The sequence below is a fragment of the Streptomyces sp. NPDC001852 genome, from assembly GCF_042891825.1.
In the GTDB taxonomy this organism is placed as follows: domain Bacteria; phylum Actinomycetota; class Actinomycetes; order Streptomycetales; family Streptomycetaceae; genus Streptomyces.
On the sequence record NZ_JBIATN010000015.1, the window covers coordinates 42036 to 65897 of the forward strand.

Below are 23862 nucleotides of genomic sequence, written 5' to 3' on the forward strand. Positions count from 1 at the left end.
TCCGGCCCGCGCGAATTCGGTTGTCCGCGCCGTCGGCCTCGCACTACCGTGCGGCCGGTGGATCTCTTCTCACACTCGTGGACGGCATTACGCACAGCGGTCGCGGAAGTTCCGGACGAGGACTTCGAGCGGCCGTCCGGCTGTACCGGCTGGCTGGTGCGGGACCTGGTGTGCCACCTGGTCATCGATGCCCAGGACGTCCTGATCACCCTGGTCACACCCGCTGACACCGAACCGACCGTGGACGCGGTCACCTACTGGAACCTGGTCGAACCACCGACCGGCGAGGATCCGCTCGACGCGCTGATCCCCCGGCTGGCCGCCGCCTACGGCGAGCCGCGTTGGCTGAAGTTCCACTTGGACGACGTCGGTTCCGCGGCGGGCCGTGCGGCCGAACTCGCCGATCCGGCGGTCCGGGTCGGCACGCGCGACGAGGTGCTGACCGTCGGCGACTACCTGTCCGCGTACGTGGTCGAGTGGACCTTGCACCACCTCGACCTGATCGCCCATCTGCCGTCGGCAGCCGAACCGCCCGCCGAGACCCTCGCGGCGGCGCGGGCGTCGCTGGAGAAGATCGCCGGGAGCGCGTTCCCCGCCGCGTTCTCCGACAGGGAAGCACTGCTGATCGGCACGGGACGCCGTACGCCGACCGACGTGGAGAAGGCCGCGCTGGGTGACCTCGCCGCCGAACTCCCGTTCGTTCTCGGCTGAGCGGCCCGTCCCGGCTCCTCGCTCCCCGCTGCTCGGTCGAAGGCTTCCGTGTCCCCCGTGCGCTCCCGTCCCCCGAGCGCTCGAACGACACTCGAGCCGAGACCACTTGATGAGATGTTCTTCGTATCCGGGTCACTACCATGAGGCCCAAGACAACCGATCGACCGGCCCGTTCGATACGTGCCGTTCGGGGTCGCCGATGCCAGGGACCGCTCCCCGGGCTGCGGTGATCTTCCTGTCCAGGAGGACCTTCCGCATGTTCCGACGTATTGGCAACACTGTCGTCCGACATCCCGTGTGGACGATCGTGGCATGGCTGATCGCCGCAGTGGCGATCGTCGCCACTGCTCCGAGTCTGCCCTCGAACAGTGACGAGAGCAGCTTCCTTCCCAAGAGTTACGAGTCCATCAAAGCGGCGGAGCTCCAGCAGAAGGCGTTCCCCAGCGCCTTCACCCCGTCCGCGATCGCGCTGTACCAGCGCACGGACGGCGGCAGGCTGACCGCCGCCGACAAGCAGGACGTCGCCCGGATCACCACCGAACTGGGCAAGAAGCACATCGACGAGGTGCAGAAGGTCGTCCCCGGCCCGCCGTCCGAGGACGGCAGGTACGACCTGACCCTGGTCCAGATGGACAGCAAGAACACCGGTCAGCCCAAACAGGCCGACGCGGCGAAGGCGTTGCGCGACGACGTCAAGCAACTCGCCAAGGGCACGCACCTCGACGTCAAGCTCGGCGGTTCCGCCGCCCAGACCCTCGACCAGCAGGACGCGTCCAAGCGAGGACAGGCGCTGATCGGTTTCGGCACCGTCGCGATCATCCTGGTGACCTTGCTGATCATCTTCCGGGCGCCACTGCTGGCCGTACTGCCCGTGGTGCTGATCGTCCTGGTGTCGGCCGTCGCCAACGGCCTGATCTCCTACGCCACCAAGCTGTTCGACCTGCAGGCCAACAGCTCGATCTCGGGGATCCTCATCGTCGTGCTCTTCGGCGTGGGCACCGACTACTTCCTGTTCCTGATGTTCCGTTACCGCGAGGCCCTGCGGGCCGGTGACGAACCCAAGCAGGCGATGATCAACGCGGTCGGCCGGGTCGGTGAGGCCATCGCCTCGGCCGCCGGTGCCGTCATCATCGCCTTCCTCGCGCTGGTGCTGTCGACCCTCGGCTTCCTCAAGCAGATGGGGCCGGCGCTCGCCATCGCGGTCGGTGCGACCCTCGTCGCGGGTCTGACCCTGGTCCCGGCGGTGGTCTCGCTGATCGGGCCCAAGGTCTTCTGGCCTTCCAAGTCCTGGCAGAAGGAGCCGGAGAACGCCCGGTTCGCCGCCCTGGGCCGCGGGGTGCAGCGCCGCCCGGCGCTCGCGGCCGCAGTGTCCGGTCTCGTCCTGGTCGCGCTGTCGCTCGGCATCTTCAGCTACCACGCCTCGTTCGATCTGGCCTCGGGCTCGATGCCCAAGACCAAGGAGTCCATGGTCGTCCAGGACCAGATGCAGAAGGCGTACTCGGCGGGTGCCGCGGCACCGACCGACGTCTACCTGTCCAGCACCGACGGCAAACCGCTGGACAAGGCCGCCTTCGGCGCGTACGTGAGCAGGCTCGCCGCCGTGGACGGGGTCGAGAACGTCCGTATGACGCGGGTCAACAAGGACGGCAGCACCGCGGACTTCACCGTCACGCTCAAGTACGAGGCGTCGACGGACAAGGCGATCGACGCCGTGGGCCGTGTCCGGGACGTCGCCCACGCCGACGCCCCTGACGGCACCGAGGCCGTCGTCGGCGGCATGTCCTCGATCTACAAGGACATCAACACCGCGGTGAACCACGACTACAAGACGGTCTTCCCGGTGGCCGCCGTCCTCATCATGGTGATCCTGGGACTGCTGCTGCGCAGCGTCGTCGCCCCCTGGTACCTGATGGCATCGGTGGGCCTCGGCTTCGGCGCCACCCTCGGCGCCACCGTGTGGATCTTCCAGAAGGGGCAGGGACACTCGGGCCTGATGTTCATGCTCCCGGTGTTCATGTATCTGTTCGTGGTCGCCATCGGCACGGACTACAACATCCTCATGATCGCCCGGCTCCGTGAGGAGGCCCGCGAGGGCCGCGACCCGCGTGAGGCGGCCGGGATGGCGCTGAGGCACGCCGGACCGACCGTCGCGGCGGCCGGTTTCATCCTGGCGGCAACCTTCGCCACGATGATGCTGGCGGGTAACTCGCTGTTCACCGAGATGGGTTTCGCGGTCTCCTTCGGCATCGCGGTGGCCGCCTTCGTCATGGCGATGTTCTTCACCCCGAGCCTCACCGCACTGATCGGCCATGCCGCGTGGTGGCCGGGGCACGGTGACCGGGCCGAGGCGGTGCCGTCCGGCGCGGGCACCGCTGCCGGCGGTTCCGCGACGCCGCCCGGAGCCGACCGGGACTCCCTCGCCCACGACCCCGCGGGTCGCCGCAACTAGCCGCGACGTACGGCGTGACGGGGAGTCCGGCCGGGCCCCATGGGACCCGGCCGGACTCTCCATCGGCACGCCGCAGGGGTACGGGTGCACCACGCGGCTTCGTGCAGGTGCCGACCGGCGTTTCTACCCGCCCCCTACGATCCGGACATGAAGATCACCTATGAGTGGCGGGGCGAGTTCGACAACGCGGCCCTCGACGCCTTGCACGCCACGGGCTTCGGTCACCCGGTGGGTCGGACCGAGTGGCGGGAGAGGCTGCAGCGGCACAGCCTCGGCTGGGTCTGTGCATGGGAGGACGGGACGCCGGTCGGGTTCGTCAATGTCGCCTGGGACGGCGGAGCGCACGCCTTCGTCCTGGACACGGTCGTGGCCGAGCACTGCCGTACCCGGGGAGTCGGCACCGCGCTCGTCGCGACCGCGGCCGAAGGGGCCCGCGCCGCTCGGTGCGAGTGGCTGCACGTCGACTTCGAGGACCACCTGCGTCCATTCTACTTCGACGCGTGCGGGTTCAAGGAGACGACAGCGGGGCTGCTGGCGCTCTGACGCCGACCGACCGTACCGCCTCGGGCAACGCCGCACCGGCCCGGCACCTTCCCGCTGCTCTTGCCAACTCGTGCCGACGACTTGGCCCGCCCGGCGACGCTCAGAAATGCTTTGCCGGATGCTCACTGCGGGCGGCATGCTCACGGCCGTGACAGCTCAAAGTGCGTCCACCGCCACGATTGTCCTGCCCGTCGGCGTGCGCGATCTGCTGCCCCGCGATCTCCCCGCGTGCACCTGGTCCGGCTCGGCCACCCATCTGCGCCAGGTGGAGCGGGCGCTGGCGCGCGCCGCGGCGGGGGAGGTGGACTACCTGGCGGTCTGCACCCCGGTGGATCTGCCCGTGGCGATCGGCGGCGTCGACTACGGGGTGTCCGGGGGAGCCGGCACCTTGTGGCAGCTCGCGGTGCTCCCAGCGCTGCAGTCCCGCGGGCTCGGAACCCTCCTGATCGGGGCCGCCGAACAGCGCATCGCGGGGCGCGGCCTGAGCAGGGCGGAACTCGCCGTGGAGGAGGACAACCCGCGGGCTCGCGCGCTGTACGAACGCCTGGGCTATGTGGCGTACGGCCGTGCGCCGGATGGCTGGGACGTCGAAGGACCCGACGGTGTCCTCCGCCGGCACGAGACGATGTGTGTCCTGATGCGCAAGGACCTGTGAGCCCGCGGAGCCGACCCCGGCCCCCGGGCGGACGCGCGCCTGCGCCGGTGCCTCACAGCGGCTGGCCGGAGAGGGCCGCCAGGTAGGCGCCGTAGAGCAGGGACACGGTCGTGAGGCCGCCGCACACCAGGCGGACCCGGGGGGACGGGGGCGAGCGCCACACCCGTGCGAGGGCGCGGGCCGGGGGGATGAGCAGGGGGAACGCGGGAAGGAGGAAGCGCGGCTTGGAGGAGAAGGGACCGGACACCGCGACCGCCATCAACAGCAGCACGCCCGCGAAGACCACCAGCGGCAGTGGGGCGCGGTCCTGACACAAGAGGCAGAACGACACGATGGCTGCCACGACCAGGACCACGGAGACCGGATAGGTCACCCAACTGCCCTGCAGCGGCATCGACTCCAGGAACCGCAGGGGCCCGACCGAGAGGTCCAGGCGGGAGTTCCAGGCACTCTGCACCCGCAGGTAGCCGTGCCACAGGTCACCGGTCTGCCGTCCCACCCACAGCACGTACCCCGCCCAGCCCAGGGGACCGAGGGCCGCGCCGACCAGGAGTCCCGGGGAGGCGCGCCCGCGCCGCCGTACGACCTCGTGCGCGGCCGCGGTGGCCACGGCCGCGGCGACCGCGATCCCGGTCGGCCGGGTGAGGCCCGCCAGCAGCGCCAGCGAGCCCGCGGCCAGCCAGCGGCGGCGCAGCACGGCGTACAGGGCCCAGGCGGCGCACGCGGTGAACAGGGGTTCCGTGTACGCCAGGGTGAGGGCGACCGACTGCGGCACTACGGCCCACAGGGCGACGACAGCGGTGGCGACGGTCCGCCCGTGGAGGTGATGGACGATGGCGTAGATGCCGTACCCGGCGATCCCCGCGCAACTCCAGGAGATCAGCAGCCCGGCCTGCCCGGCGGTCAGCGGGAGCACGCCGCACAGGGCCCGGATGAGTGCCGGATACAGGGGGAAGAAGGCCCAGTCGGTCTGGACCGCGCCCGTGCTGGTGATGCGCAGCTGGGTTCCGTAGCCGTGTTCGGCGATGTGCAGGTACCAGACCGAGTCCCACGCATGGACCAGGCTCTTCCCGAACGGGCGGCCGGCCAGTCCGTCGACCACGATCAGCAGGACGACCCCGGTGAACCGGACGGCTGCGAACACGGCGAGGGCCCGGAGAACGCCCGGGGCACCCTGCACACGACCGCGGCCGGTCTCACGAGGGCTGTCGGGCGGCCGCAGCGCGGGTGACATGCTCACCCTCCGACCATGAGCGGCCGCACACACGAGCGCAATCCGGAACGCACCGGAAGGGCGTGTCGCCCGCGCCCGGCGCGAAACGGTCCTGAGGATCAGGACCGTTTCCGCAGAGGTGTCGTGGCGCGGGGCGGCAGCGGACCTCAGACCGCGGTCGCGCGCAGTTCCGCCAGGGCGGCCGGCGTCAGGTGCCGGCGGGTGTCGTCGGCGTCGACCAGCACGACCGTGCAGTGTGCACTGTGGGTGAGCGCCGTGGTGAGACTGCCGTCGGCGAACTGGGCGAGCGGACCACGCGGGGAGCGGCCGACCGCGACCGCGCGGGCACCCACGTGCGCCGCGTGCCGGGCCAGCGCACGGCCGGCGGCCGCGTGGTCGCCGACGCTGCTGAGGATCTGACCGGTGGCGGCGATGCCTCGGCCGGCGAGACGGTCCAGGTGGGCGACCACGGCGGCCCGGGCCTGTTCGACGGTCTCCGTCTCGACGGCCTGTTCCTCGACCACCGCCGTCTGCTGGACGTGGACGACCTCCAGCGGGCTGCCGGTGTCCCGCGCGAGGCGGGCCGCCGCGTCGACGATGGCGGCGGCCCGGTCGTGCGCGCCCACCGCGACGATGACCGGCGGGGTGTCCACGGTGGCCGGGGCGCCGACGGGCGTCAGCGAGGGCGCCGTGGATTCGCTGTCACCGGTGTCCGTCTCGGCCCGGCGCAACAGGCCGTGCCCACTGGCCAGGACGGGGACGGCCAGGACGAAGGTGACGGCACCGAGGTAGAAGGGCACGCTCAGGTCGGTGGCGTCGGCGAGCTTGCCGGCGGCGTACGGCGCCAGGCCGCCGCCGATGAAACGCAGGAAGCCGTACGCGGAGGAGGCCACGGGGCGCTCCACGGGGGAGACGAGCATGACGGCCTGCGTGGTGAGGGTGTTGTTGATGCCGATGAAGGCGCCGCTGACGATGACCGCGACGATGACGACGGCCGGTGTCCGCACGCCGGCGGCGATGACCGCCATCACGATGCCGAGACCGACGAGGTTGATGTAGAGAACCGGAGCGGTGCCGAAACGGGCCTGCAGGCGCGGGGCGAAGAAGACGCTGAAGGCGGCCACCAGCAGTCCCCAGCCGGTGAAGACGAGACCCAGCTCGTGGGCGCTGAGCTTCATCGGATAGGGGGCGTAGCCGAGCATCGTGAAGAAGCCCCAGTTGTAGAGCAGGGCCATGAGGCCCATGGTCAGCAGACCGCGGTGGCGCAGCGCCTTGAGCGGGGCCATGGGGGAGGTGGGCCGGGCGGGCCTGGGCAGGGACGGTACGAAGGCGAGGGTCGCGACGAGGGCTATGCCCATGAGGACGGCGACGCCGAAGAACGGGCCGCGCCAGCTGATGGCGCCCAACTCGCCGCCCAGCAGCGGTCCTACGGCGATACCGAGGCCCAGGGCGGTCTCGTAGAGGATGATCGCGCCGCCGAACCCGCCGCTCGCCGAGGCGACGATGACCGCGAGCGAGGTGGCGATGAAGAGGGCGTTGCCCAGGCCCCAGCCGGCGCGGAAGCCGACGATGCCGTCGATGGAGTCCGTGGAGCCGGCCAGTGCGGCGAAGACCACGATGACGGCCAGGCCGATGACCAGGGTGCGCTTGGCGCCGAACCGGCTGGAGAACCAGCCGACGACCAGCATCGCCACCGCGGTGACGATCAGATAGCTGCTGAACAGCAGCGAGACCTGGCTGGGCGAGGCGTGCAGGCTCTGGGCGAGGGCGGGCAGGATCGGGTCGACCAGGCCGATGCCCATGAACGAGATCACGCAGGCGAACGCCACGGCCCAGACGGCCCTGGGCTGCCGGAACGGGCTGGCGGGCCTTCCTTGCGGTGCGCTCATGACCGCTTCAACTCCAGTTCTCTCCGGGGAGGGTGGATGTACGGGGACGGGCAGGTTCAGGAACGTGTCCGGCGGTCCTGGATCACCCGGGCCAGCGCGGGCAGCGCGATGGCCACGGCGTGCCGCTCGGGCTCGGTCAGCTCCTCGACGAGCCGCTCCAGGGCGTCGGCGCGTTCGGTTCGCCGTTGCCGGAACACCTCCAGACCCGTGTCGGTCGCCTCCACCAGCACCCCGCGGCCGTCGCTGCTGTCGGCGGTGCGCCGCACCAGTCCGGCTCGCTCCATGCGGGTGACGAGCTGGGTCATGTTGGGCTGGGAGGCGTTCTCGGCGCGGGCCAGTTCGGTCAGCCGCTGGGGTCCTTCGCGCCCCAGCCGGCTGAGCGCGGACGAGGCCGCGGTGCTCAGGCCGCCGGTGGTGGCGCCGCGGCGCACGTACCGGACGATCTCCTCCACGGCGAGCATCAGATGCTCGGCCGACACGTCCACGGGGCGGGCAGCCATGACCTGCTTATGCATAACGCCATTATGTAGATAGATGTAGTGCGCATCAAGTGTGTCGGCCGTCGCATCACGAGGAGGAGACCGTGAGCACAGGCCGCTGCTGTACTTCGGTACCGAGGAGCTGAGGGAGGGGAGGCGCCGGCTCTGTTCCTCCAGGGAGGACCACCAGCCGCTCATCGGACCACCGGGACCGAAGCCATGAAGTGCCGCATGTCGCAGAAGCTGCCGAACGGGGGACGACCGGCAAGGAGCTTTGTGTGAAAGACATGACATACGTCGCTTCGATATGGTGGACAGGAGGGACTTCCGGATCCTCGTGATCCGCGGTGATCCGATGGTCGGCAGGCGTGGAAGAAGTGATGCCGATGATCTCCGACATGGTTCTGGTTCCCACCAGCGACGCCACACTCTCCGGTGACCTCGTGGTCCCGACGGCGGCGCGGGCCGTGGTGCTCTTCGCGCACGGCAGCGGCAGTTCCCGGCACAGTCCGCGCAACCGGATGGTGGCCGCCGAACTGCGCACCGCAGGGTTCGGCACGCTGCTGATGGACCTGCTCAGCGAACGGGAGGAGCGGCACGACGCGCTGACCGGCGAGCACCGCTTCGACATTCCGCTCCTCGGCCGACGGCTCGTGGCAGCGATCGACTGGCTGGACACACAGCCCGACGCCCGGGGCCTTCCCGTGGTCCTGTTCGGCGCCAGCACGGGCGCCGCCGCGGCGCTGGTGGCCGCGGCCCAGCGCCCCGACCGGGTGCTGACCGTGGTCTCGCGGGGCGGCCGGCCCGATCTGGCGGGCGACGCCCTGGGACAGGTGCGGGCCCCGGTGCTGCTCGTCGTCGGCGGAATGGACCCGCAGGTGCAGGAGCTGAACGAGGAGGCGGCCAGGTACCTGCGGGTGCCGCATGCGCTGCACGTCGTTCCCGGGGCGACCCACTTGTTCGGGGAACCCGGCGCCCTGGAAGAGGTCGCCGAGGTGGCCCGGCAGTGGTGCGACGAGCGACTGACCGAGGAGACCGTGCAGCGGGGCGAGTGACCGAGGAGACCGTGCAGCAGGGCGACTGACCGAGGAGACCGTGCAGCAGGGCGAGTGACCGCTCGCGCCGACAGCGTCACGCGGTCGCCGACAGCGCCCACGCGGGGCTGTCCGCGAAGTCGCCCGTCGGCTCGGTCAGCTCGGATTCGGCCTGCCGAAGAACTCGGCGTAGCGGTCCGGCAGGCAGGACAGGAGGTGGTCGAGCTGCCGGGTGGGCACCGCGTCGGCCACCGTGGACAGGACGGCGTCCGCGTCCCACTCGGCCGTGCGGGGCCGGGCGCCGGTCTGCATGGACACCCGCCGGAGGAACTCGTCACAGTCGAACGTCTCGGGACGCCCCCGGTCCAGATGCAGGGCCTCGTCCAGGGGGGCGGGCAACCGAGCAGCCAGATCGTCGGCCTCCTCCGGGGCGATCCGGGTCGCGAGCACCCACAGGACCGCCTCGCAGACGTGCTCGGTCTCCTCGCGGCTGCGGTACTCGCCCCGGTCGCGGACCTGGGCCAGGAATTCTTCCAATTGCACGGCGGCCTCCCACTGTCGTCGCAGGCCATCACGGCGAGTCGTACCCTCCCCGTCCGCCGCGACCGGGTCCGGGGCGGCCGACGGACAGGGGTGATGTCGTCATTGTAGGTTCGCCGGTCCCAGGCCGCGAGGAACCGGAGGAAGGCCTCGACATCGGCTCCCACCAGGGGGGTGCCAGGTGCGAAACCGGCCGCTCGCAGGTTGCGTGGCAGCCGATGAAGCGCTGGTCGACCGGCCGGTGTTCGAACCGGGACATCGGCAGCGCGTCGCGGCCGGCGGGGCCGAGCAGGTGCGGGGAAGTGAAGCCGGTCGGGTGATTGACGGGCCGGTCCCGGCCTGGGTGCGGACTGTCGTGGGCTCGGCCGGAGAGACTGCCGCCATCCCAACGGAGGTGGCGAACATATGCTCAGCGACAGCACAGCGACGATCCTTGCCGAGAGGCCGGGCGTGGCGGCCGTGGTCGCCGGTGCTCCGCGCGTGGCGCAGATCGCGGCGCGGTGCAGCGACGAGACGGAGGCCGACCGGTGCCTTGCGTCCGAGGTGGTCGAGGCGGTGCGGGAGGCCGGGTTCGCCCGGCACTTCGTGCCCGCGGCCTTCGGCGGCACGGAAGGCCGGTTCGTGGACATGACCTCGGCGGTGATGCTGGTCGGCGAGGGCTGCGCCTCGGCTGCCTGGGCGGCCTCGCTGTCCGCCTACGCGGCCCGGTACGGCGCGTACCTGCCCCCGGAGGGACAGGCGGTGATCTGGGGCGACGGGCCGGACGCCCTCATGGCGGGCGCGCTCATGCCGGCCGGGAAGGCCGAGCCCGTCTCCGGCGGCTGGCGGCTCAGCGGCGAATGGAAGTACATCAGCGGAGTGCGCTTCGCCGACTGGGTCTTCGCCTGCTCCGCCGTACCCGGCGAGGTGGGCCCGGACGGGCGGGGCGAGGTGCGGTTCTTCGCGGTGCCGCAGGCCGACATCACCATCAAGGACACCTGGTTCACGCTGGGCATGCGGGGGACCGGCAGCGACACCATGGTCCTGGACGACGTCTTCGTACCCGAGCATCTGACCCTGTCGAGGTTCGACATCAACGCGGGCCGGGCGACCGCCTCCGAGGCCCGCTGCCACACGGTCCCCGTGAACGCGGTGAACGCGCTCCCGCTCGCCGTGCCCGTGGTGGGTGCCGCACGGGGTGCCGTGCGGACCGCGGCCGAGCAGAACCTCCGGCGGTCCGACCGGCGGGGCGCCCCGCTGCGCGAGAAGCCGTCGGTACAGATCGACCTGGCACGCTCGGCCGCAGAGGTGGACGCCGCCGCACTCCTCGTCCAGCGGGCCGCTCGGGTCGCCGACGGCATCGAGGAGACCAGGGAGGGCGAGGCGGCGGTCCGCGGTCCGCGGGACCTCGCGCTGGCGGTCGAGTTGTCGGTGTCGGCCGTCGAACGGCTCTTCCGCGGCACCGGGACGACGGGCCACTTCGAGGCCGACCCGGTCCAGCGGTTCTGGCGCGACGTCAACACCGCCGCGTCCCATGTGATCTTCTCCTTCGAGACCACCGGCACGGCGTACGGGGCCTGGGCACTCGGCGTGGAGAGCGCGGAGCCGAGGCGCTGACCCGGCCGGCTCTCGACGTGCCTGCGTCACTCGGTCCTGACACTTCGTGAAACGGTACTTCCGCCGGCCACAAGATCCAGGTGCCCTTCCCCTGTCCACTGTGCGTCGTATACCCCTGGAGGGCGAGAGGCCGGTCGACGGACACGATGCGGAGGGAACGGGCCATGAGCGGAGAACGGTTCGAGGACGGCTGGTACGTGGACGAGCGGTGCACCAACTGCGATGCCGCCAGACAACTCGCGCCCGGCCTGATCGGTGAGGTCGACGGGCGCTCGGCCGTGCTGCGGCAGCCGCGGGACGGGGCCGAGGCGGGGCAGCTCCACGCGGCCGCCCATGCCTGCCCCACCCGCTCGATCCGCCCCCCGGGAGGGCGGCTGGATGCGGGCCTGGACCCGTTCCCGATGGCCCTGGACGACACCGTTCACCTGTGTGGACACAATTCCACGCACACCGCGGGAGCCAACTCCTACCTGTTACGCCGCCCCGACGGCACCGCGATGATGGTGGACACCCCGCGCTGGAGCACCGCACTGGCGGCGCGCTACGAGAGGCTCGCCCCCGTCACCGACGTCCTGCTCACCCATCGCGACCACGCCGCGCACGGCCGCCGCTACGCCGACCGCTTCGGCGCGCGGCTGTGGATCCACGAGGGAGACCTCGATGCTTCGCAGGACGCCGACCGCGTCCTGCGGGGCACCGACCCGGTGGAGATCGCCGAGGGCGTCATCGCCCACCCCCTGCCCGGCCACACCCGAGGCAGCGTGCTCTTCCTCGCCGACGACCGGTACTGCTTCAGCGGCGACAGCTTCTACTGGTCGCGCACCACCGGGGACATCGAGGTGGCCGAGAGCGTCACCTGGTACGACATCCGGGAGCTGGCCGCCTCCCTGGCGCGCACCGCCGGCCGGCTGCGCTTCGAGTGGCTGCTGCCGGGCCATGGCGACCGCCGGCGCCTGCCCGCCGACGAGATGGCCCGGCGACTGCGCGGGCTGACCGCCCGGACCCGCGAACTGCGGCCCCGGCCCGTCGATTTCACCGCGGTGCGCTGGTGACGGTCCGGTTCGGCCGAGGTTTCCGGGGCGGAGGTGGAAACATGGGGTGCCATGCGTGCTGCGTACATCGAGGAGCTGGGTTCCGCCGACGTCATCCGGTACGGCGAGATCGCCGCGCCCCGGCCCGGCCCCACCGACGTGCTGGTGGACGTCCTGGCCACCGCGGTCAACCCGGTGGACACGTTCGTGCGGTCGGGGCTCTTCCCCACGCAGGTCGGCTTTCCCTTCGTCGTGGGCCGTGATCTGGTCGGCACGGTCGCCGCGGCGGGCCCCGGTGCCAGCGGCTTCCGTACGGGGGACCGGGTGTGGTGCAACAGCCTCGGGCACGGGGGGAGGCAGGGTGCGGCAGCGGAGCAGGCGGTGGTGGCGGCCGACCGGCTGTACCACCTGCCCGAGGGAGTCGATCCGTATGCGGCGGTGGCCGCGTTCCATCCGGCGGCGACCGCCTATCTGGCCCTGTTCGTCCATGGGCGGCTCCGCGTGGGTGAGACCGTGCTCGTCGCGGGCGCCGCGGGCAACGTCGGCAGCGCCCTGGTGACGATGGCGGTGCGGGCCGGCGCCCGCGTCCTCGCCACGGCCGGTGCGCGGGACGCCCGGTACTGCGCGGAGCTCGGCGCGTGGGAGGTGTTCGACTACCGGGATCCGGAACTCACCGAGAAGATCCGTGGCGCGGCGCCGTCGGGACTCGACCTGTACGTGGACACGGCGGGCGTCAACGATCTCGAGACGACGGTCGACCTGCTCGCCCGCAGGGGCCGCGTGGTGCTGCTGGCCGGCGCCCGGACCCGCCCCGTGCTGCCCGCCGGGGCGCTGTACATGAACGACTGTTCCATCGTGGGGTTCGTGATCTCCCACGCGACACCCGACGAACTCGCGGAAGCCGCCGCGTACATCAACGGCCTGCTCGGCCGGGGTGCTCTGCGCCCGCGCAGCATCGAGGTCTTCCCCCTCGGCGCGGCCGCCGACGTGCATGCCCGGATGGACAGGGGCGAACTGCACGGACGGCGGGCTGTCCTGCGTACGGACCCCAGCTCGGACGGCTGACCACCCCGGTCGTCGGCCGATCAGGTGCCGGTGAGGAGCCCGCTCGTCACCCGGCCCACGATCCGGCCGCGGGCGTGGTCGGGCGCGAGGCCCGCCGCCACCAGCGCGACCGGCTGGGCGTTGACCTTCTTCGGGGCCGGGAGCCGGTGTACGGAAAAACAGTTCCGGGCGGTTTCCACCAGAACGCGTAGGTTGGTCAGAGCTACGGGTGTGTGGATGAGCCAAGGGTCGGTGTCGGCGGAGATCGCGTGCCGTCGGACTGCGATCATGGCACTATAGTTGAATATAGAACTATCTCTTCGGGGGGCGGTCCACGGTGAGCAACGTCGAAACGAAACCCGCGGAACTGCGGTGCGGTGGTGCGGTGGACGACGAGCAGCCGGCCGGGACGGCCCGGGTCGACGTCCTGACCCCGCGCGCTGTACCCCTCGGCGGCCCCCGGGCGATGACCGTACGGCGGACCCTGCCGCAGCGGGCCCGGACGCTGATCGGTGCCTGGTGCTTCGCCGACCACTACGGCCCCGACGACGTCTCGGTGACGGGTGGCATGAACGTCGCCCCGCATCCCCACACCGGGCTGCAGACCGTGAGCTGGCTGTTCACCGGGGAGATCGAGCACCGGGACAGCATGGGCAACCACGCCCTCGTGCGGCCCGGCGAGCTGAACCTCATGACCGGCGGACACGGCATCAGCCACTCCGAGGTCTCCACCCCGCGGACCACAATCCTGCACGGCGTCCAGCTGTGGGTGGCGCTGCCGCAGGACCACCGCAGCACCGGACGGGACTTCCAGCACTACGCGCCCGAACCCGTGCTGACCGACGGGGCCGAGACCAGGGTGTTCCTCGGCTCCCTCGCCGGCAGCGTCTCCCCGGTGACGACCTTCACACCCCTGCTCGGTGCCGAGATCCTCCTCCGGCCGCGCGCGGCCCTCACGCTCGCCGTGGACCCGGACTTCGAGCACGGCCTCCTGGTCGACCAGGGAGAGGTGCGCCTGGCCGGCACCTCGGTGGGCCCCTCGGAGCTGGGCTACCTCCCCCCGGGCCTCGACACGTTGACGCTGACGAACGAGTCGGACGGCATCGCCCGCACGGTACTGCTCGGCGGAACCCCGTTCGAGGAGGAAATCGTCATGTGGTGGAACTTCATCGGGCGCAGCCACGAGGACATCGCCAAGGCCCGGGAGGACTGGCAGAACTCCTCCGATCGCTTCGGCGCCGTCGAGGGGTACCTGGGAGACCGTCTCCCCGCTCCCGCCCTCCCGAACGCCGTCATCACACCGCGCAGGAATCCACCGCGCCACTGACCCGTCCCATGCGTGCACCACCCCCGTCCGAAAGGCATCCCATGAGCCAGCCCTCCGCCGCTGCGACCGTCGAGCACAATGACGCCATGCACCGGTACGAAATCCTGGTCGACGGCGAGCGCGCCGGACTGACCGCTTACCGCGACCGCGGTGAACAGCGCGTCTTCTACCACACCGAGGTCGACGACGCGTTCGCCGGACGGGGGCTCGCCTCCCGGCTGGTCAAGGAGGCACTCACCGACGTGCGCGAGTCCGGCAAGCGGGTCGTGCCCGTCTGCCCCTATGTGGCCAAGTTCCTGAACAAGCACGAGGAGTTCGCCGACATCACCGACCCCGTGACCCCGGACGTCCTGCACTGGCTGGACTCCGCGCTGGGCTGACCGCGGCTCCGAGAGCGGTCCGTACCGGGCGACCCGGCGCACATCCTGGACGGCCGCGAGGTTGCGCGCACATCCCGGCCACAGGCCGCCTGGCGTCCACCGGCCCGCAGTTGGTGCGGTCGCCGTAGACCGTCGCACGCTCGGCTCTCGGAGCGGTCCGATGCCCCCGGCGGAAGCGGCGCCTTCTCGGCGGCTGCCAGCCGGACGAGCCGCCCGGCGTCAGTGGGTGGCTCCCTCGGTGACCTTCAGGTCGTGCTCCGCCGGGGTGCGGGCGGCGGTGACCAGCAGGGCGCGCAGTCCGTGGGCGACCGTGGCGGGTTCCAGGGCCGGGGCGGTGCCGTCGGTGACCTGCTCCGGGGCCCAGGGCACATGCACGAAACCGCCGCGGGCGTGCGGGAATTCGGTGGCGATCAGGTGGCCGAGGCCGTAGGCGACGTGGTTGCAGACGAACGTGCCGGCCGTGTTGGAGACCGCGGCCGGCACGCCTGCCGCGCGCAGGGCGGCGACGCAGGCCTTGACGGGGAGGGTGGAGAAGTACGCGGCGGGGCCGCCCGGGACCACGGGTTCGTCGACGGGCTGGTTGCCCGCGTTGTCGGGGATGCGCGCGTCGTCGACGTTGATGCCGACGCGTTCGACGGTGACGCCCGGACGGCCGCCCGCCTGGCCCAGGCACAGGACCAGGTCGGGCATGGACGCGCGGATGGCGTCGCGCAGTGTGTCGAGGGACGTGCCGAAGACACAGGGGAGTTCGGCGGCGGTGACCGTGAGTCCGGCGGGCGGCTCGGCGGCCACCAGACGGGCCGCCCGCCAGGACGGGTTGACCTCCTGACCGTCGAAGGGGGCGAAGCCGGTGACGAGCGCGCGGGTCATGGCACTTCCTTCCCGGAAAGGCGAGGGGCGGAGCTCAGCACGCCACTCAGAACGCGAACAGCGCCATGATCGTGGTGGAGCACAGCAGGAGCGGGAGGGCGGTCGGGATCTGGGCCTTGATGGGGCCGTACTGGTCCTTCAGCTCGAGCAGGGTCGCCGGGACGATGTTGAAGTTGGCGGCCATCGGAGTGCAGAGCGTGCCGGAGAAGCCGGCCAGCATGCCGATCGCGAGGATCGCCGGCGGATGTCCGTGCATCTGCTGAATGAGGACGGGCCAGCCGATCGCCGCGGTCATCACGGGGAACGCGGCGAACGCGTTGCCCATGATCACGGTGAACAGGAACATGCCCACGCAGTACGCGATGACGGCCAGGTACTTCGAGTGGTCCGGCAGCACGTCGTGCACGATCCTGCCCACCTGGGTGCCGACCCCGGCCAGGGCGAAGATCGAGCCCAGCACGGCGAGGAGCTGGGGCAGCAGCAGGGCGGAACCCATCGCCTCGAGCATCGAGCGCCCGGAGTGGAGCGGTACCGACAGCCTCCGCTCGCCGGTGACCAGCATGCCGACGACCAGGGCGACGAGGCAGCCGACGCCGAGCCCGATCAGGGTGGCCTTGCCGGTCTCGAACAGGCCGGACGTGTCGAGGAAGGAGGCGCAGACGAGGGCGACGAGCGGGATCGTCAGGGCGGGGATGAAGATCCTGCTGCCGAGCCGGGCGGCGGCGGCCTCGCGTTCCTCGCCGGTGCCGGTGACCGGGACGCCCTTGCCGAGGAAGTTGAATCCGGCGAGCACGATCAGGGCGAGGACCGCGATGCCGAGCGGTTCGGCGGGCAGGGTCCAGCCGCCGTTCTTCGCGGTGGCGTCGGCGACGCCGGTGCCGTAGGGGAAGGTGAGCCCGAGCAGGCCCCAGAACGCGGCGGTCGTCCATCGCCGGGGATTGCTGCGGTCGGCGGCCATCTGCACGGCCATGACGACGAAGACGAGGCCCACCAGCCAGTAGAGCCATTCGACCTTGATCACTTGTTGGTCTCCTTCGGCAGCGGCAGATCGTGTTCGGCGGTGGCGAGTGCCATCTCCCGGTGAAGCTGGCGGTCCAGGAGCAGCAGGCGGGCGCCGTGGACGAGGAAGGCGCAGGCGGCGACGGGGATCGCCCACAGGGCCAGTTGGGTCGGCTCGAGGTTCTGGTGGTACGTCGAGTTGACGAAGCCGGTGATCAGCAGGATCGAGCCGATCGCGATGAAGCAGTCCTCGCCGAAGAAGAGGCCCACGGTGTCGGCGGACGCGGCGTAGGAACGCACCTTCTCCCGCAGGCGCTCCGGCAGCGCCCCGCCCGTCGAGCGCTCGGCAGCGGCCTCGGCCATGGGTGCGACGAGCGGCCGCACCGTCTGTGCGGGACCGCCGATGCTGGTGAGGCCGAACGCCGCGGTGATCTGGCGGGCCAGCAGGTAGACGGTGAGGAACCGGCCGGCGCTGAGCCCGGCGAGCCGGCCGATGAGCCTGCGGGCCTGTTCGCGCAGGCCGTAGCGCTCCAGGAGGCCGATCACGGGGAGGACGACGGCGAAGACGGTGACCGAGCGGCTGTCGGCGAAGGACCGGCCGAAGGCCGCGAGGACCTCCGCCGGGTTCATTCCGCCGACCAGTCCGGTGAAGACACCGGCGACGCCCACCACGAGGACGGGGTTGCGACGCGTGACGAATCCGAGGATCACCACGACGACGCCGAGAAGAACGATCATGCGGTGGCCTTAGGCATGAGCGGGCGGGACGCCCGAGCGGCGCGGATCCGGAGGCCCGGATCCGTGAGGGATGACCGGGACCCTAGGGGATCGTTCAACGATCGAACAAGGGGGCGTTCGGCAAATCAATCCCTTGTCGGATCGTTCAACAATCGATTACGTTCTGGCTGTGATCGACCTCAACGCAGATCTCGGTGAAGGCTTCGGCCGCTGGACCCTCACCGACGACGACGCCCTGCTCTCCGTCGTGACCAGCGCCAACGTCGCCTGCAGCTTCCATGCGGGCGACCCGGCGGTGATGCGCCGCGTCTGCGACCTCGCCGCCGAACGCGGGGTCCGGATCGGGGCCCAGGTGTCCTACCGCGACCTGGCCGGATTCGGCCGCCGGGCCATGGACGTACCCGCCGACGAACTGGCCGCCGAGACGGCCTACCAGATCGGGGCACTGCGGGTCTTCGCACAGGCCGCCGGGGCCGAGGTGGCCTACGTCAAGCCGCACGGCGCGCTCTACAACCGGACGGTGCACGATGCCGAGCAGGCCGCGGCCGTGGTCGAGGGCGTGAAACTGGCGGGCGGCGCGCTGTCGGTGCTCGGCCTGCCGGGGTCGGAGCTGCTCGCCGCGGCCGGGGAGGCGGGCCTCACCGCCGTACCGGAGGCCTTCGCGGACCGCGCCTACACCGCTGCGGGCACGCTCGTGTCGCGGCGCGAGACCAACGCCGTGGTGACCGACGAGGACGTGGTGGTCCGGCGCGCGCTGGGGTTCGCGGTGGACGGCGCGGTCGAGGCCGTGGACGGTACGACGGTCGTGGTGACCGCCCGCTCCCTGTGCGTGCACGGCGACACACCGGGCGCCGCCCGGATCGCGGCGCGGGTGCGCACGGCTCTGGAGGCGGCCGGGATCGAGGTCGGGGCGTTCGCATGACGGAGAGCCGGTCTCTGCAGGTGCGCCTCGCCGGGCGGCACGCGGTGCTCGTCGAACTGCCGGACGCCGAGCACACCGGCGCCTTTCACGCCGAACTCCTGCGGCGGCGGGCGGCGGGCACCCTGCCGCCCGTCACGGACATCGTGCCGGGCGCGCGGACCGTCCTCCTGGACGGTGTCACACACCCGGAGGAGCTGGCCCGCCGCATCGCCCACTGGGACGTGCCGGCCCGGGCCGCCGACGACGGGGGAGTCGTGGAGATCCCCGTACGCTACGACGGCCCCGACCTGGCCCGGGTGGCCGCCCTGTGGGGCGTCGCCGCGCACGAGGTCGCCACCCGGCACTCCTCCCACACCTTCCGCGTCGCCTTCTGCGGCTTCGCCCCCGGCTTCGGCTACCTCACCGGCCTGCCCGCGCACCTGCACGTGCCGCGCCGTGGCACGCCGCGCACCCGCGTCCCGGCCGGCGCGGTCGCGCTCGCCGGCCCCTACAGCGCGGTGTACCCGCGCGCCACCCCCGGCGGCTGGCAGCTGATCGGCACCATGCCGGACCCCGAACCGCTGTGGGACCTCGGCCGGGAGGAACCGGCCCTCCTCACGCCGGGAACGCGCGTGCGGTTCGTCGCAGAGGGCACGCCATGACCGGCGGGCTCACCGTCGTGCGCTCCGGCGCCCTCACCACGGTCCAGGACGGCGGCCGGCGTGGCCATGCCCACCTGGGCGTTCCCCGCTCCGGCGCCCTCGACGCCGGAGCCCTGAGACTGGCCAACCTGCTGCTCGGCAACGCGCCCGGCGCCGCCGTCCTGGAGGCCACGCTGACCGGCTGCGCCCTGCGTCCCGACCGGGCCCTGACCGTCGTGGTCGGCGGCGCGCCGTGCCCGGTGAAGGTCGACAGCAGGCCGGCGGCCTGGGGCGTGCCCGTGCGGGTGCCCGCGGGCTCCGTCCTGGACGTGGGCGGGGTGACCGCGGGCGTGCGCTCGTACGTCGCCGTCGCCGGCGGCATCGCCGTCGAGCCGGTCCTCGGCAGCCGATCCACGGACCTGCTCTCCGGACTCGGCCCCGCGCCCGTGCGCGACGGGGACGTCCTCCCGCTGGGCCCACCCGCCCGGCAGCCGGTGCTTCCCGACAGTGCTCCCTGGCCCGCGCCGCCGACCGAACTGACCCTCCCGCTCCGGCTCGGCCCCCGCGCCGACTGGTTCACCCCCGGCGCGCTGCGCACCCTCACCTCGGCGACGTACCGCGTGTCGCAGCGCAGCAACCGCATCGGCCTGCGCACCGAGGGGCCGGAGCTGGAACGCGTGTCGGCCGGTGAGCTGCCGAGCGAGGGCATGGTCCTGGGCGCCGTGCAGGTGCCCCCCGACGGGCGCCCGGTGGTGTTCCTGCACGACCACCCGACCACCGGGGGCTACCCCGTGATCGGCGTCGTCGCCGAGCCCGCCCTGGCGGCTGCCGCGCAGGCCGCGGCCGGCACGCCGATCCGCTTCACCCTGGGCTGACCGGCCCCCGCAGCATTCCACCGCGCCCTGCGACGGCGTGCCGGGCGTTCGGCGGTGGGTGATCCTGTAGGGGTGGGTGGTGCCCCAGCCCGCCGGACTCCGGCGGACTACGCCGTCTCGGGCCGCCGCGCGGTACGCGTGACGCTGGTCGCCGCGGCCGGTTTCTACCTCTTCCGCTACGGCCTCGACCGTCCTGTGGCGGCCACCTACGCCCTGTTCGCGTCCGTGGCGCTGGGCGGACTCGCCAGGATTCCGGGCACCGGGCGGCAGCGGGCCGCGACCGTACTGCGTCTGCTTCCGGTGTGCTGGCTGCTGGTCGTCGTCGGCACCCTGCTGTCGGTGCGGACCTGGAGCGCCGTCGTCGGCATGCTGGCGGTGGGCTTCGCGCTGGCCTTCGCCGCCGTGGGCGGCCCACGCCCGGCGGGGGCGGCGCCCGGTCTGCAACTGCTGTACATCCTCCCGTCGTTCCCCCCGTACGCCCCCGGAACGCTCGCCGAGCGCCTGATCGGGACGAGCACCGGGCTGGCCCTCTTCATCGCCGCCGAGGCGCTGGTCCTTCCCGAGCCCAGCCCGCCGCCGTACCGGGCACGGGCGGCCCACGCCGCGCGGACCGCCGCACACTGCGCGACCCTCCTCGGCGCACCGCCGTACACCCTGACCGGACCCGACATCCGGGTCGCGTGGGAGACCAGCTGGTCCCTGCGGCCCCTGGTCGTGCCGGAGGCCGAACGTCCGGCCGGGCCAGGGGTGCGCGACCGCGCCCTCGCCCACACCGGTCTCGCCACGCGGACCCTGCTCAGCCGCCTGGCCCACCTGCCCGTCCCGCCCGACGGGCAGCCGGGATGCGAGGTGACCGCCGTACTGCGGGCCGTCGCCCGGCTGGCCACGGCGACCGCGGACTGCCTGGGGACCGGGCCGTCGCCGGTGGCCCCGTACGAGGAACTGGTCACGGCGCGCGCGCAGCTGTCGGCCCTGTCTGCGGGCCCGGTCCCCGCCGGTCATCCGGCGACCGGCACCGCTCGCGCGCCGGACCTCCCGCCCGCCGTGCTGCGCCGGCACGCCGCCGTGCTGGAGATCGCCGACGCGGCCCTCGCCATGGCCACGGCGGCCGATCTCGCCGTACGCGGACGGCACGCCGCGGTGGAGGTTCCGCAAGGCCGTTTCTGGTACGCCGGGACCTGGGCGCCGATCCTGTGGTGGCACCGGCTGCGCGGCCACGCCGGACGCCGGTCGGTGTTCTTCCAGAACGCGGTCCGCATCGCCCTGGCGCTGACCGCGGCTCGGCTCGTGGCCGGGGTGGACACGCTGCCCCACGGATTCTGGGCCACGCTGGCGACGCTCACCCTCACCCGCACCACCATGGACGAAACCTGGCACACCATCCGTCTGGCGCTCGTGGGCACCCTGGCCGGGGCCCTCGTCACCGCCGGCGCCCTGAGCCTCGCCGGGACCCACACCGCCGTCTACGCCGTGGTGCTGCCGGTGTGGATGCTGTTCGCCTTCACGGTGGGGCCGGTCAAGGGTGTCGGCTGGGCACAGGGCCTGTTCACCGTGCTCGTGGCCCTGGTCTTCGCCCAGCTCGCCCCGCCGACCTGGCGCCTGGCGGAGGTCAGGGTCCTGGACGTGCTGGTCGGCAGTGCGATCGGCGCCGTCTTCGGACTGCTGGCCTGGCCGCGCGGCGCCCATGACGAGCTGCGCCACGCGGCGGCGGAACTCCTGCGCAGGGCGGCCGAGATCGTGGTGGCGACCGGCGCCTCGGTGGCGGGCGGCGGTGCGGTGGCCGCGCCGTCCGGAGTGCCCGGGTCGCTGCAGCGCGCGGTCGTCCTCGCCGAGTCCGCGTACGCACAGTTCCAGAGCGAGCCGACACCGTTCGGCGGCGCGGCGCGCCGGCCCGTCCCGCGCACGGTGGACTGGCAGGCCACGCTGATGGCCGGCCACCACACCCTGTGGGGCTCCCAACGGCTGCTGGCCCCGCCGCTGACCGGTCTCGGCCGCGTGGCGGCCGAGACCGTCAGCGCACTGGCGGACCGCGTGGCCGGGCGGATGCTGCTGATCTCGGCGGCCCTGGATCCCGGAGCGGACACGCCGACCGGGCGGATTCCGCTGATCGATCCGGCGCGCGTGGGCCCCGTCGCCGAGCCGCCCGGCGCCCCGCGCCTGTACTACGCGACCGTGTCCTGGCTCGACTCGCTGATGACCGATCTGACACGGATCGCGCGCGGCGGCCCGGAGCCCGGACAGGGCCCGCGCACGCCATGACCGTGCCGCCGGATCCGCCCGCGCCGACGGCGGCGCCGTTTGCCCCACCTCACCGGCGGGGACCCGGAGCGACATGTTCCGAACCATCGCACGCGGCTGTGCCGCCGGAGCCGCCGGCACGACCGCGTTGAACGCCGCGTCCTACCTCGACATGGCGCTGCGCGGCCGGCCTTCGAGCAGCGTTCCCGAGGCCGTGGTGGAGAAGGTCACCACCAAGGCGGGACACCGCGTCCCGGACGGGGAGGGACGCGACAACCGGCTCTCCGGACTGGGGGGCGCTGTCGGGCATCGCCGTCGGCGTCGGGACGGGCGCCGTCGTGTCCCTGCTCCACCGCGCCGGTCTGCGGCCGCACGCCTGGCTGGGCGCCGTGCTGACCGGGGCGCTGGCGATGACGCTGGCCGACGCGCCGATAGCCGGCCTGCACATCAGCGACCCGCGCACCTGGTCGCCCGCCGACTGGGCCTCGGACGCGATCCCGCACCTCGCCTACGGCCTGGTCACCTACGGGGTCATCGCGTCCGCGTGAGGACGCGCCGCAGCCAGCGGGTACGGGCGGCGCGGGCGTCCTGGCCGAGAGCCGCCCGTGGCGCGAAGGTGTCGAAGCCGTGGCAGGCGCCGGGCCACACGTGCAGTTCGGCCCGGCCGCCGGCTCGCCAGATCGCCCGGGCGTACGCCACGGCCTCGTCCCGCAGGGTCTCGGCCGACCCGACCTCGACATGGGCCGGAGGCAGCCCGGACAGATCGGTCGCGCGGGCGGGAGCCGTGTAGGGCGGCAGCTCCGCGGTGCCGTACCGGTCGCCCAGCACCGCCTGCCACGCGGTCGTGTTGGAGGTCCGGTCCCAGGTGTCGACGCCGGCCAACTGACGGCTGGAGACGGTGTCGTTGCGGTCGTCGAGCATCGGACACAGGAGCAGTTGCCCGATCGGGCCGGGCCCGCCCCGGTCACGGGCGAGCAGGGCGAGTGCGGCGGCGAGTCCACCGCCGGCGCTCTTTCCCCCGACGACGACACGATCGGCGTCGATGCCCAGCTCCGCCGCGTGCCCGGCCACCCACAGGAGCCCCCCGTAACAGTCCTCCACGGCCGCGGGATACCGCGCCTCGGGTGCCAGCCGGTACTCGACGGAGACGACGGCCAACTCCAGGGTCACAGCCCACTCGTGCAGGAGCCTCGGCAGCACGGACCAGGCGTTGCCCGTGATCATTCCGCCTCCGTGCAGGTAGTAAAGGAGGGGCAGCGGCCCGGCGACCCCGGCGGGGCGAGCGCTCACGAGCGTGACGTCCGGGCCGCCCCGCGGTCCCGGCACCCGCACCTCCTCCACCTCGAAGCGGCCGTCGGCCCGCAGCTCCCCGACCGTCGGCCTGGGGCGCGTCGCAGCATCCCGTTCCTTGCGGGCCGCAAGGTTCTCCGGGGTGACCGGCTCCCGCATCGCGGCTCCCGACCCGGCCAGTGCCTCGGCCAGTTCGGGGTCCAACGGGGGCACGAGGCGGCCCGGTGCACCGCCTGCCGGTCTCGGGCCGTCGGGGCGGTGGGCCGCGGCCCGGCTCATCCGAGTTCCCGCGGGCCGTACAGGGCGGCGCCGGCTCCGGTGGTGAGCGCCCAGTAGCGGTCGCCGTAGGACCAATGCCACCGTCGGGTAGCCGGGGCCACGTTGACGTGGCCCCAGCCCCCTCAGAACCGGACTTGCAA

The 23862-nt window shown here is 72.5% G+C and carries 23 protein-coding genes and 2 pseudogenes; 15 read left to right on the top strand and 10 right to left on the bottom strand.

Going from position 1 to position 23862, the window contains the following annotated elements:
- Window positions 1–57 precede the first annotated feature (57 nt).
- The 4 genes from ACFYZB_RS25595 (at window position 58) to ACFYZB_RS25610 (ending at window position 4358) form a co-directional block, all read left to right on the top strand.
- The gene (locus ACFYZB_RS25595; protein WP_388762766.1) at window positions 58–711 is read left to right on the top strand and encodes a maleylpyruvate isomerase N-terminal domain-containing protein; all 654 of its coding nucleotides are present in this window, start codon (window positions 58–60) and stop codon (window positions 709–711) included.
- Between the two features lie 256 nt (window positions 712–967).
- A complete protein-coding gene (locus ACFYZB_RS25600) occupies window positions 968–3160 on the top strand; it encodes an MMPL family transporter (RefSeq protein WP_388762768.1) in 2193 nt (730 codons plus the stop codon).
- Between the two features lie 147 nt (window positions 3161–3307).
- Complete coding sequence (locus ACFYZB_RS25605) at window positions 3308–3703, top strand: GNAT family N-acetyltransferase (RefSeq protein WP_388762769.1); 396 nt, start codon at window positions 3308–3310, stop codon at window positions 3701–3703.
- 136 nt (window positions 3704–3839) lie between these two features.
- On the top strand, window positions 3840–4358 hold the full coding sequence (locus ACFYZB_RS25610; RefSeq protein ID WP_388763072.1) for a GNAT family N-acetyltransferase: 519 nt from the start codon (window positions 3840–3842) through the stop codon (window positions 4356–4358).
- A 52-nt stretch (window positions 4359–4410) separates the two neighbouring features.
- Here the strand turns inward: ACFYZB_RS25610 and ACFYZB_RS25615 are convergent, their stop codons facing one another.
- From ACFYZB_RS25615 to ACFYZB_RS25625, 3 genes are all read right to left on the bottom strand, one after another.
- Window positions 4411–5592: a hypothetical protein gene (locus ACFYZB_RS25615; protein ID WP_388763074.1), complete on the bottom strand. Its 1182-nt coding sequence runs from the start codon at window positions 5590–5592 to the stop codon at window positions 4411–4413.
- 146 nt (window positions 5593–5738) lie between these two features.
- Complete coding sequence (locus ACFYZB_RS25620) at window positions 5739–7460, bottom strand: MFS transporter (protein WP_388762772.1); 1722 nt, start codon at window positions 7458–7460, stop codon at window positions 5739–5741.
- A gap of 56 nt (window positions 7461–7516) precedes the next feature.
- Complete coding sequence (locus ACFYZB_RS25625) at window positions 7517–7975, bottom strand: MarR family winged helix-turn-helix transcriptional regulator (RefSeq protein WP_388762774.1); 459 nt, start codon at window positions 7973–7975, stop codon at window positions 7517–7519.
- A gap of 350 nt (window positions 7976–8325) precedes the next feature.
- On the opposite strand from ACFYZB_RS25625, the gene ACFYZB_RS25630 reads away from it, so the two are divergent.
- The gene (locus ACFYZB_RS25630; protein ID WP_388762776.1) at window positions 8326–8994 is read left to right on the top strand and encodes a dienelactone hydrolase family protein; all 669 of its coding nucleotides are present in this window, start codon (window positions 8326–8328) and stop codon (window positions 8992–8994) included.
- 135 nt (window positions 8995–9129) lie between these two features.
- Here the strand turns inward: ACFYZB_RS25630 and ACFYZB_RS25635 are convergent, their stop codons facing one another.
- Window positions 9130–9516, bottom strand: coding sequence for a DUF2267 domain-containing protein (locus tag ACFYZB_RS25635; RefSeq protein WP_351213245.1), 387 nt, complete (start codon window positions 9514–9516; stop codon window positions 9130–9132).
- Between the two features lie 402 nt (window positions 9517–9918).
- Between ACFYZB_RS25635 and ACFYZB_RS25640 the strand changes: the two genes are divergently transcribed.
- From ACFYZB_RS25640 to ACFYZB_RS25650, 3 genes are all read left to right on the top strand, one after another.
- A complete protein-coding gene (locus ACFYZB_RS25640; RefSeq protein ID WP_388762778.1) occupies window positions 9919–11109 on the top strand; it encodes an acyl-CoA dehydrogenase family protein in 1191 nt (396 codons plus the stop codon).
- A gap of 164 nt (window positions 11110–11273) precedes the next feature.
- A complete protein-coding gene (locus ACFYZB_RS25645; protein WP_388762780.1) occupies window positions 11274–12161 on the top strand; it encodes an MBL fold metallo-hydrolase in 888 nt (295 codons plus the stop codon).
- Window positions 12162–12212: 51 nt separating this feature from the next.
- Window positions 12213–13205 carry an NADPH:quinone reductase gene (locus ACFYZB_RS25650; protein WP_388762781.1) on the top strand — a complete coding sequence of 331 codons (993 nt, stop codon included), beginning with the start codon at window positions 12213–12215 and terminating at the stop codon, window positions 13203–13205.
- A gap of 20 nt (window positions 13206–13225) precedes the next feature.
- On the opposite strand, the gene ACFYZB_RS25655 is transcribed toward ACFYZB_RS25650, so the two are convergent.
- The gene (locus tag ACFYZB_RS25655; RefSeq protein ID WP_388762783.1) at window positions 13226–13474 is read right to left on the bottom strand and encodes a hypothetical protein; all 249 of its coding nucleotides are present in this window, start codon (window positions 13472–13474) and stop codon (window positions 13226–13228) included.
- A 47-nt stretch (window positions 13475–13521) separates the two neighbouring features.
- On the opposite strand from ACFYZB_RS25655, the gene ACFYZB_RS25660 reads away from it, so the two are divergent.
- Window positions 13522–14511 (top strand): pirin family protein, encoded by a 990-nt coding sequence (locus ACFYZB_RS25660; protein WP_388762785.1) that lies wholly within the window; start codon window positions 13522–13524, stop codon window positions 14509–14511.
- Window positions 14512–14552: 41 nt separating this feature from the next.
- Complete coding sequence (locus ACFYZB_RS25665) at window positions 14553–14891, top strand: GNAT family N-acetyltransferase (protein ID WP_388762786.1); 339 nt, start codon at window positions 14553–14555, stop codon at window positions 14889–14891.
- Between the two features lie 219 nt (window positions 14892–15110).
- Here the strand turns inward: ACFYZB_RS25665 and pcp are convergent, their stop codons facing one another.
- The 3 genes from pcp to ACFYZB_RS25680 are packed head-to-tail and all read right to left on the bottom strand — an operon-like array spanning window position 15111 to window position 17498.
- Window positions 15111–15761, bottom strand: a complete 651-nt coding sequence (gene pcp / locus ACFYZB_RS25670; RefSeq protein ID WP_351213257.1) for a pyroglutamyl-peptidase I — start codon at window positions 15759–15761, stop codon at window positions 15111–15113.
- A 46-nt stretch (window positions 15762–15807) separates the two neighbouring features.
- Window positions 15808–16782: a DUF979 domain-containing protein gene (locus ACFYZB_RS25675; RefSeq protein WP_388762788.1), complete on the bottom strand. Its 975-nt coding sequence runs from the start codon at window positions 16780–16782 to the stop codon at window positions 15808–15810.
- Entirely contained in the window at window positions 16779–17498 is a 720-nt protein-coding gene (locus tag ACFYZB_RS25680) for a DUF969 domain-containing protein (RefSeq protein ID WP_388762790.1), read from the bottom strand. The genes ACFYZB_RS25675 and ACFYZB_RS25680 overlap by 4 nt, the downstream gene beginning before the upstream one ends.
- A gap of 169 nt (window positions 17499–17667) precedes the next feature.
- On the opposite strand from ACFYZB_RS25680, the gene ACFYZB_RS25685 reads away from it, so the two are divergent.
- From ACFYZB_RS25685 to ACFYZB_RS25705, 5 genes and pseudogenes are all read left to right on the top strand, one after another.
- A complete protein-coding gene (locus ACFYZB_RS25685) occupies window positions 17668–18420 on the top strand; it encodes a 5-oxoprolinase subunit PxpA (protein ID WP_351213263.1) in 753 nt (250 codons plus the stop codon).
- The gene (locus ACFYZB_RS25690; protein WP_388762792.1) at window positions 18417–19061 is read left to right on the top strand and encodes an allophanate hydrolase subunit 1; all 645 of its coding nucleotides are present in this window, start codon (window positions 18417–18419) and stop codon (window positions 19059–19061) included. Before ACFYZB_RS25685 ends, ACFYZB_RS25690 begins: the two co-directional genes overlap by 4 nt.
- Window positions 19058–19915, top strand: coding sequence for a biotin-dependent carboxyltransferase family protein (locus ACFYZB_RS25695; RefSeq protein WP_388762793.1), 858 nt, complete (start codon window positions 19058–19060; stop codon window positions 19913–19915). The genes ACFYZB_RS25690 and ACFYZB_RS25695 overlap by 4 nt, the downstream gene beginning before the upstream one ends.
- A gap of 72 nt (window positions 19916–19987) precedes the next feature.
- Window positions 19988–22174 carry an FUSC family protein gene (locus tag ACFYZB_RS25700; protein ID WP_388762795.1) on the top strand — a complete coding sequence of 729 codons (2187 nt, stop codon included), beginning with the start codon at window positions 19988–19990 and terminating at the stop codon, window positions 22172–22174.
- Between the two features lie 73 nt (window positions 22175–22247).
- A pseudogene (locus tag ACFYZB_RS25705) lies at window positions 22248–22701 on the top strand (hypothetical protein).
- Here ACFYZB_RS25705 and ACFYZB_RS25710 read toward each other — a convergent pair.
- Entirely contained in the window at window positions 22685–23722 is a 1038-nt protein-coding gene (locus tag ACFYZB_RS25710) for an alpha/beta hydrolase (RefSeq protein WP_388762797.1), read from the bottom strand. The pseudogene ACFYZB_RS25705 and the gene ACFYZB_RS25710 overlap by 17 nt on opposite strands.
- Window positions 23719–23811 (bottom strand): annotated as a pseudogene (locus ACFYZB_RS25715) (dipeptidase); the annotation flags it as partial. The gene ACFYZB_RS25710 and the pseudogene ACFYZB_RS25715, both read right to left, overlap by 4 nt.
- Window positions 23812–23862: the final 51 nt, after the last annotated feature.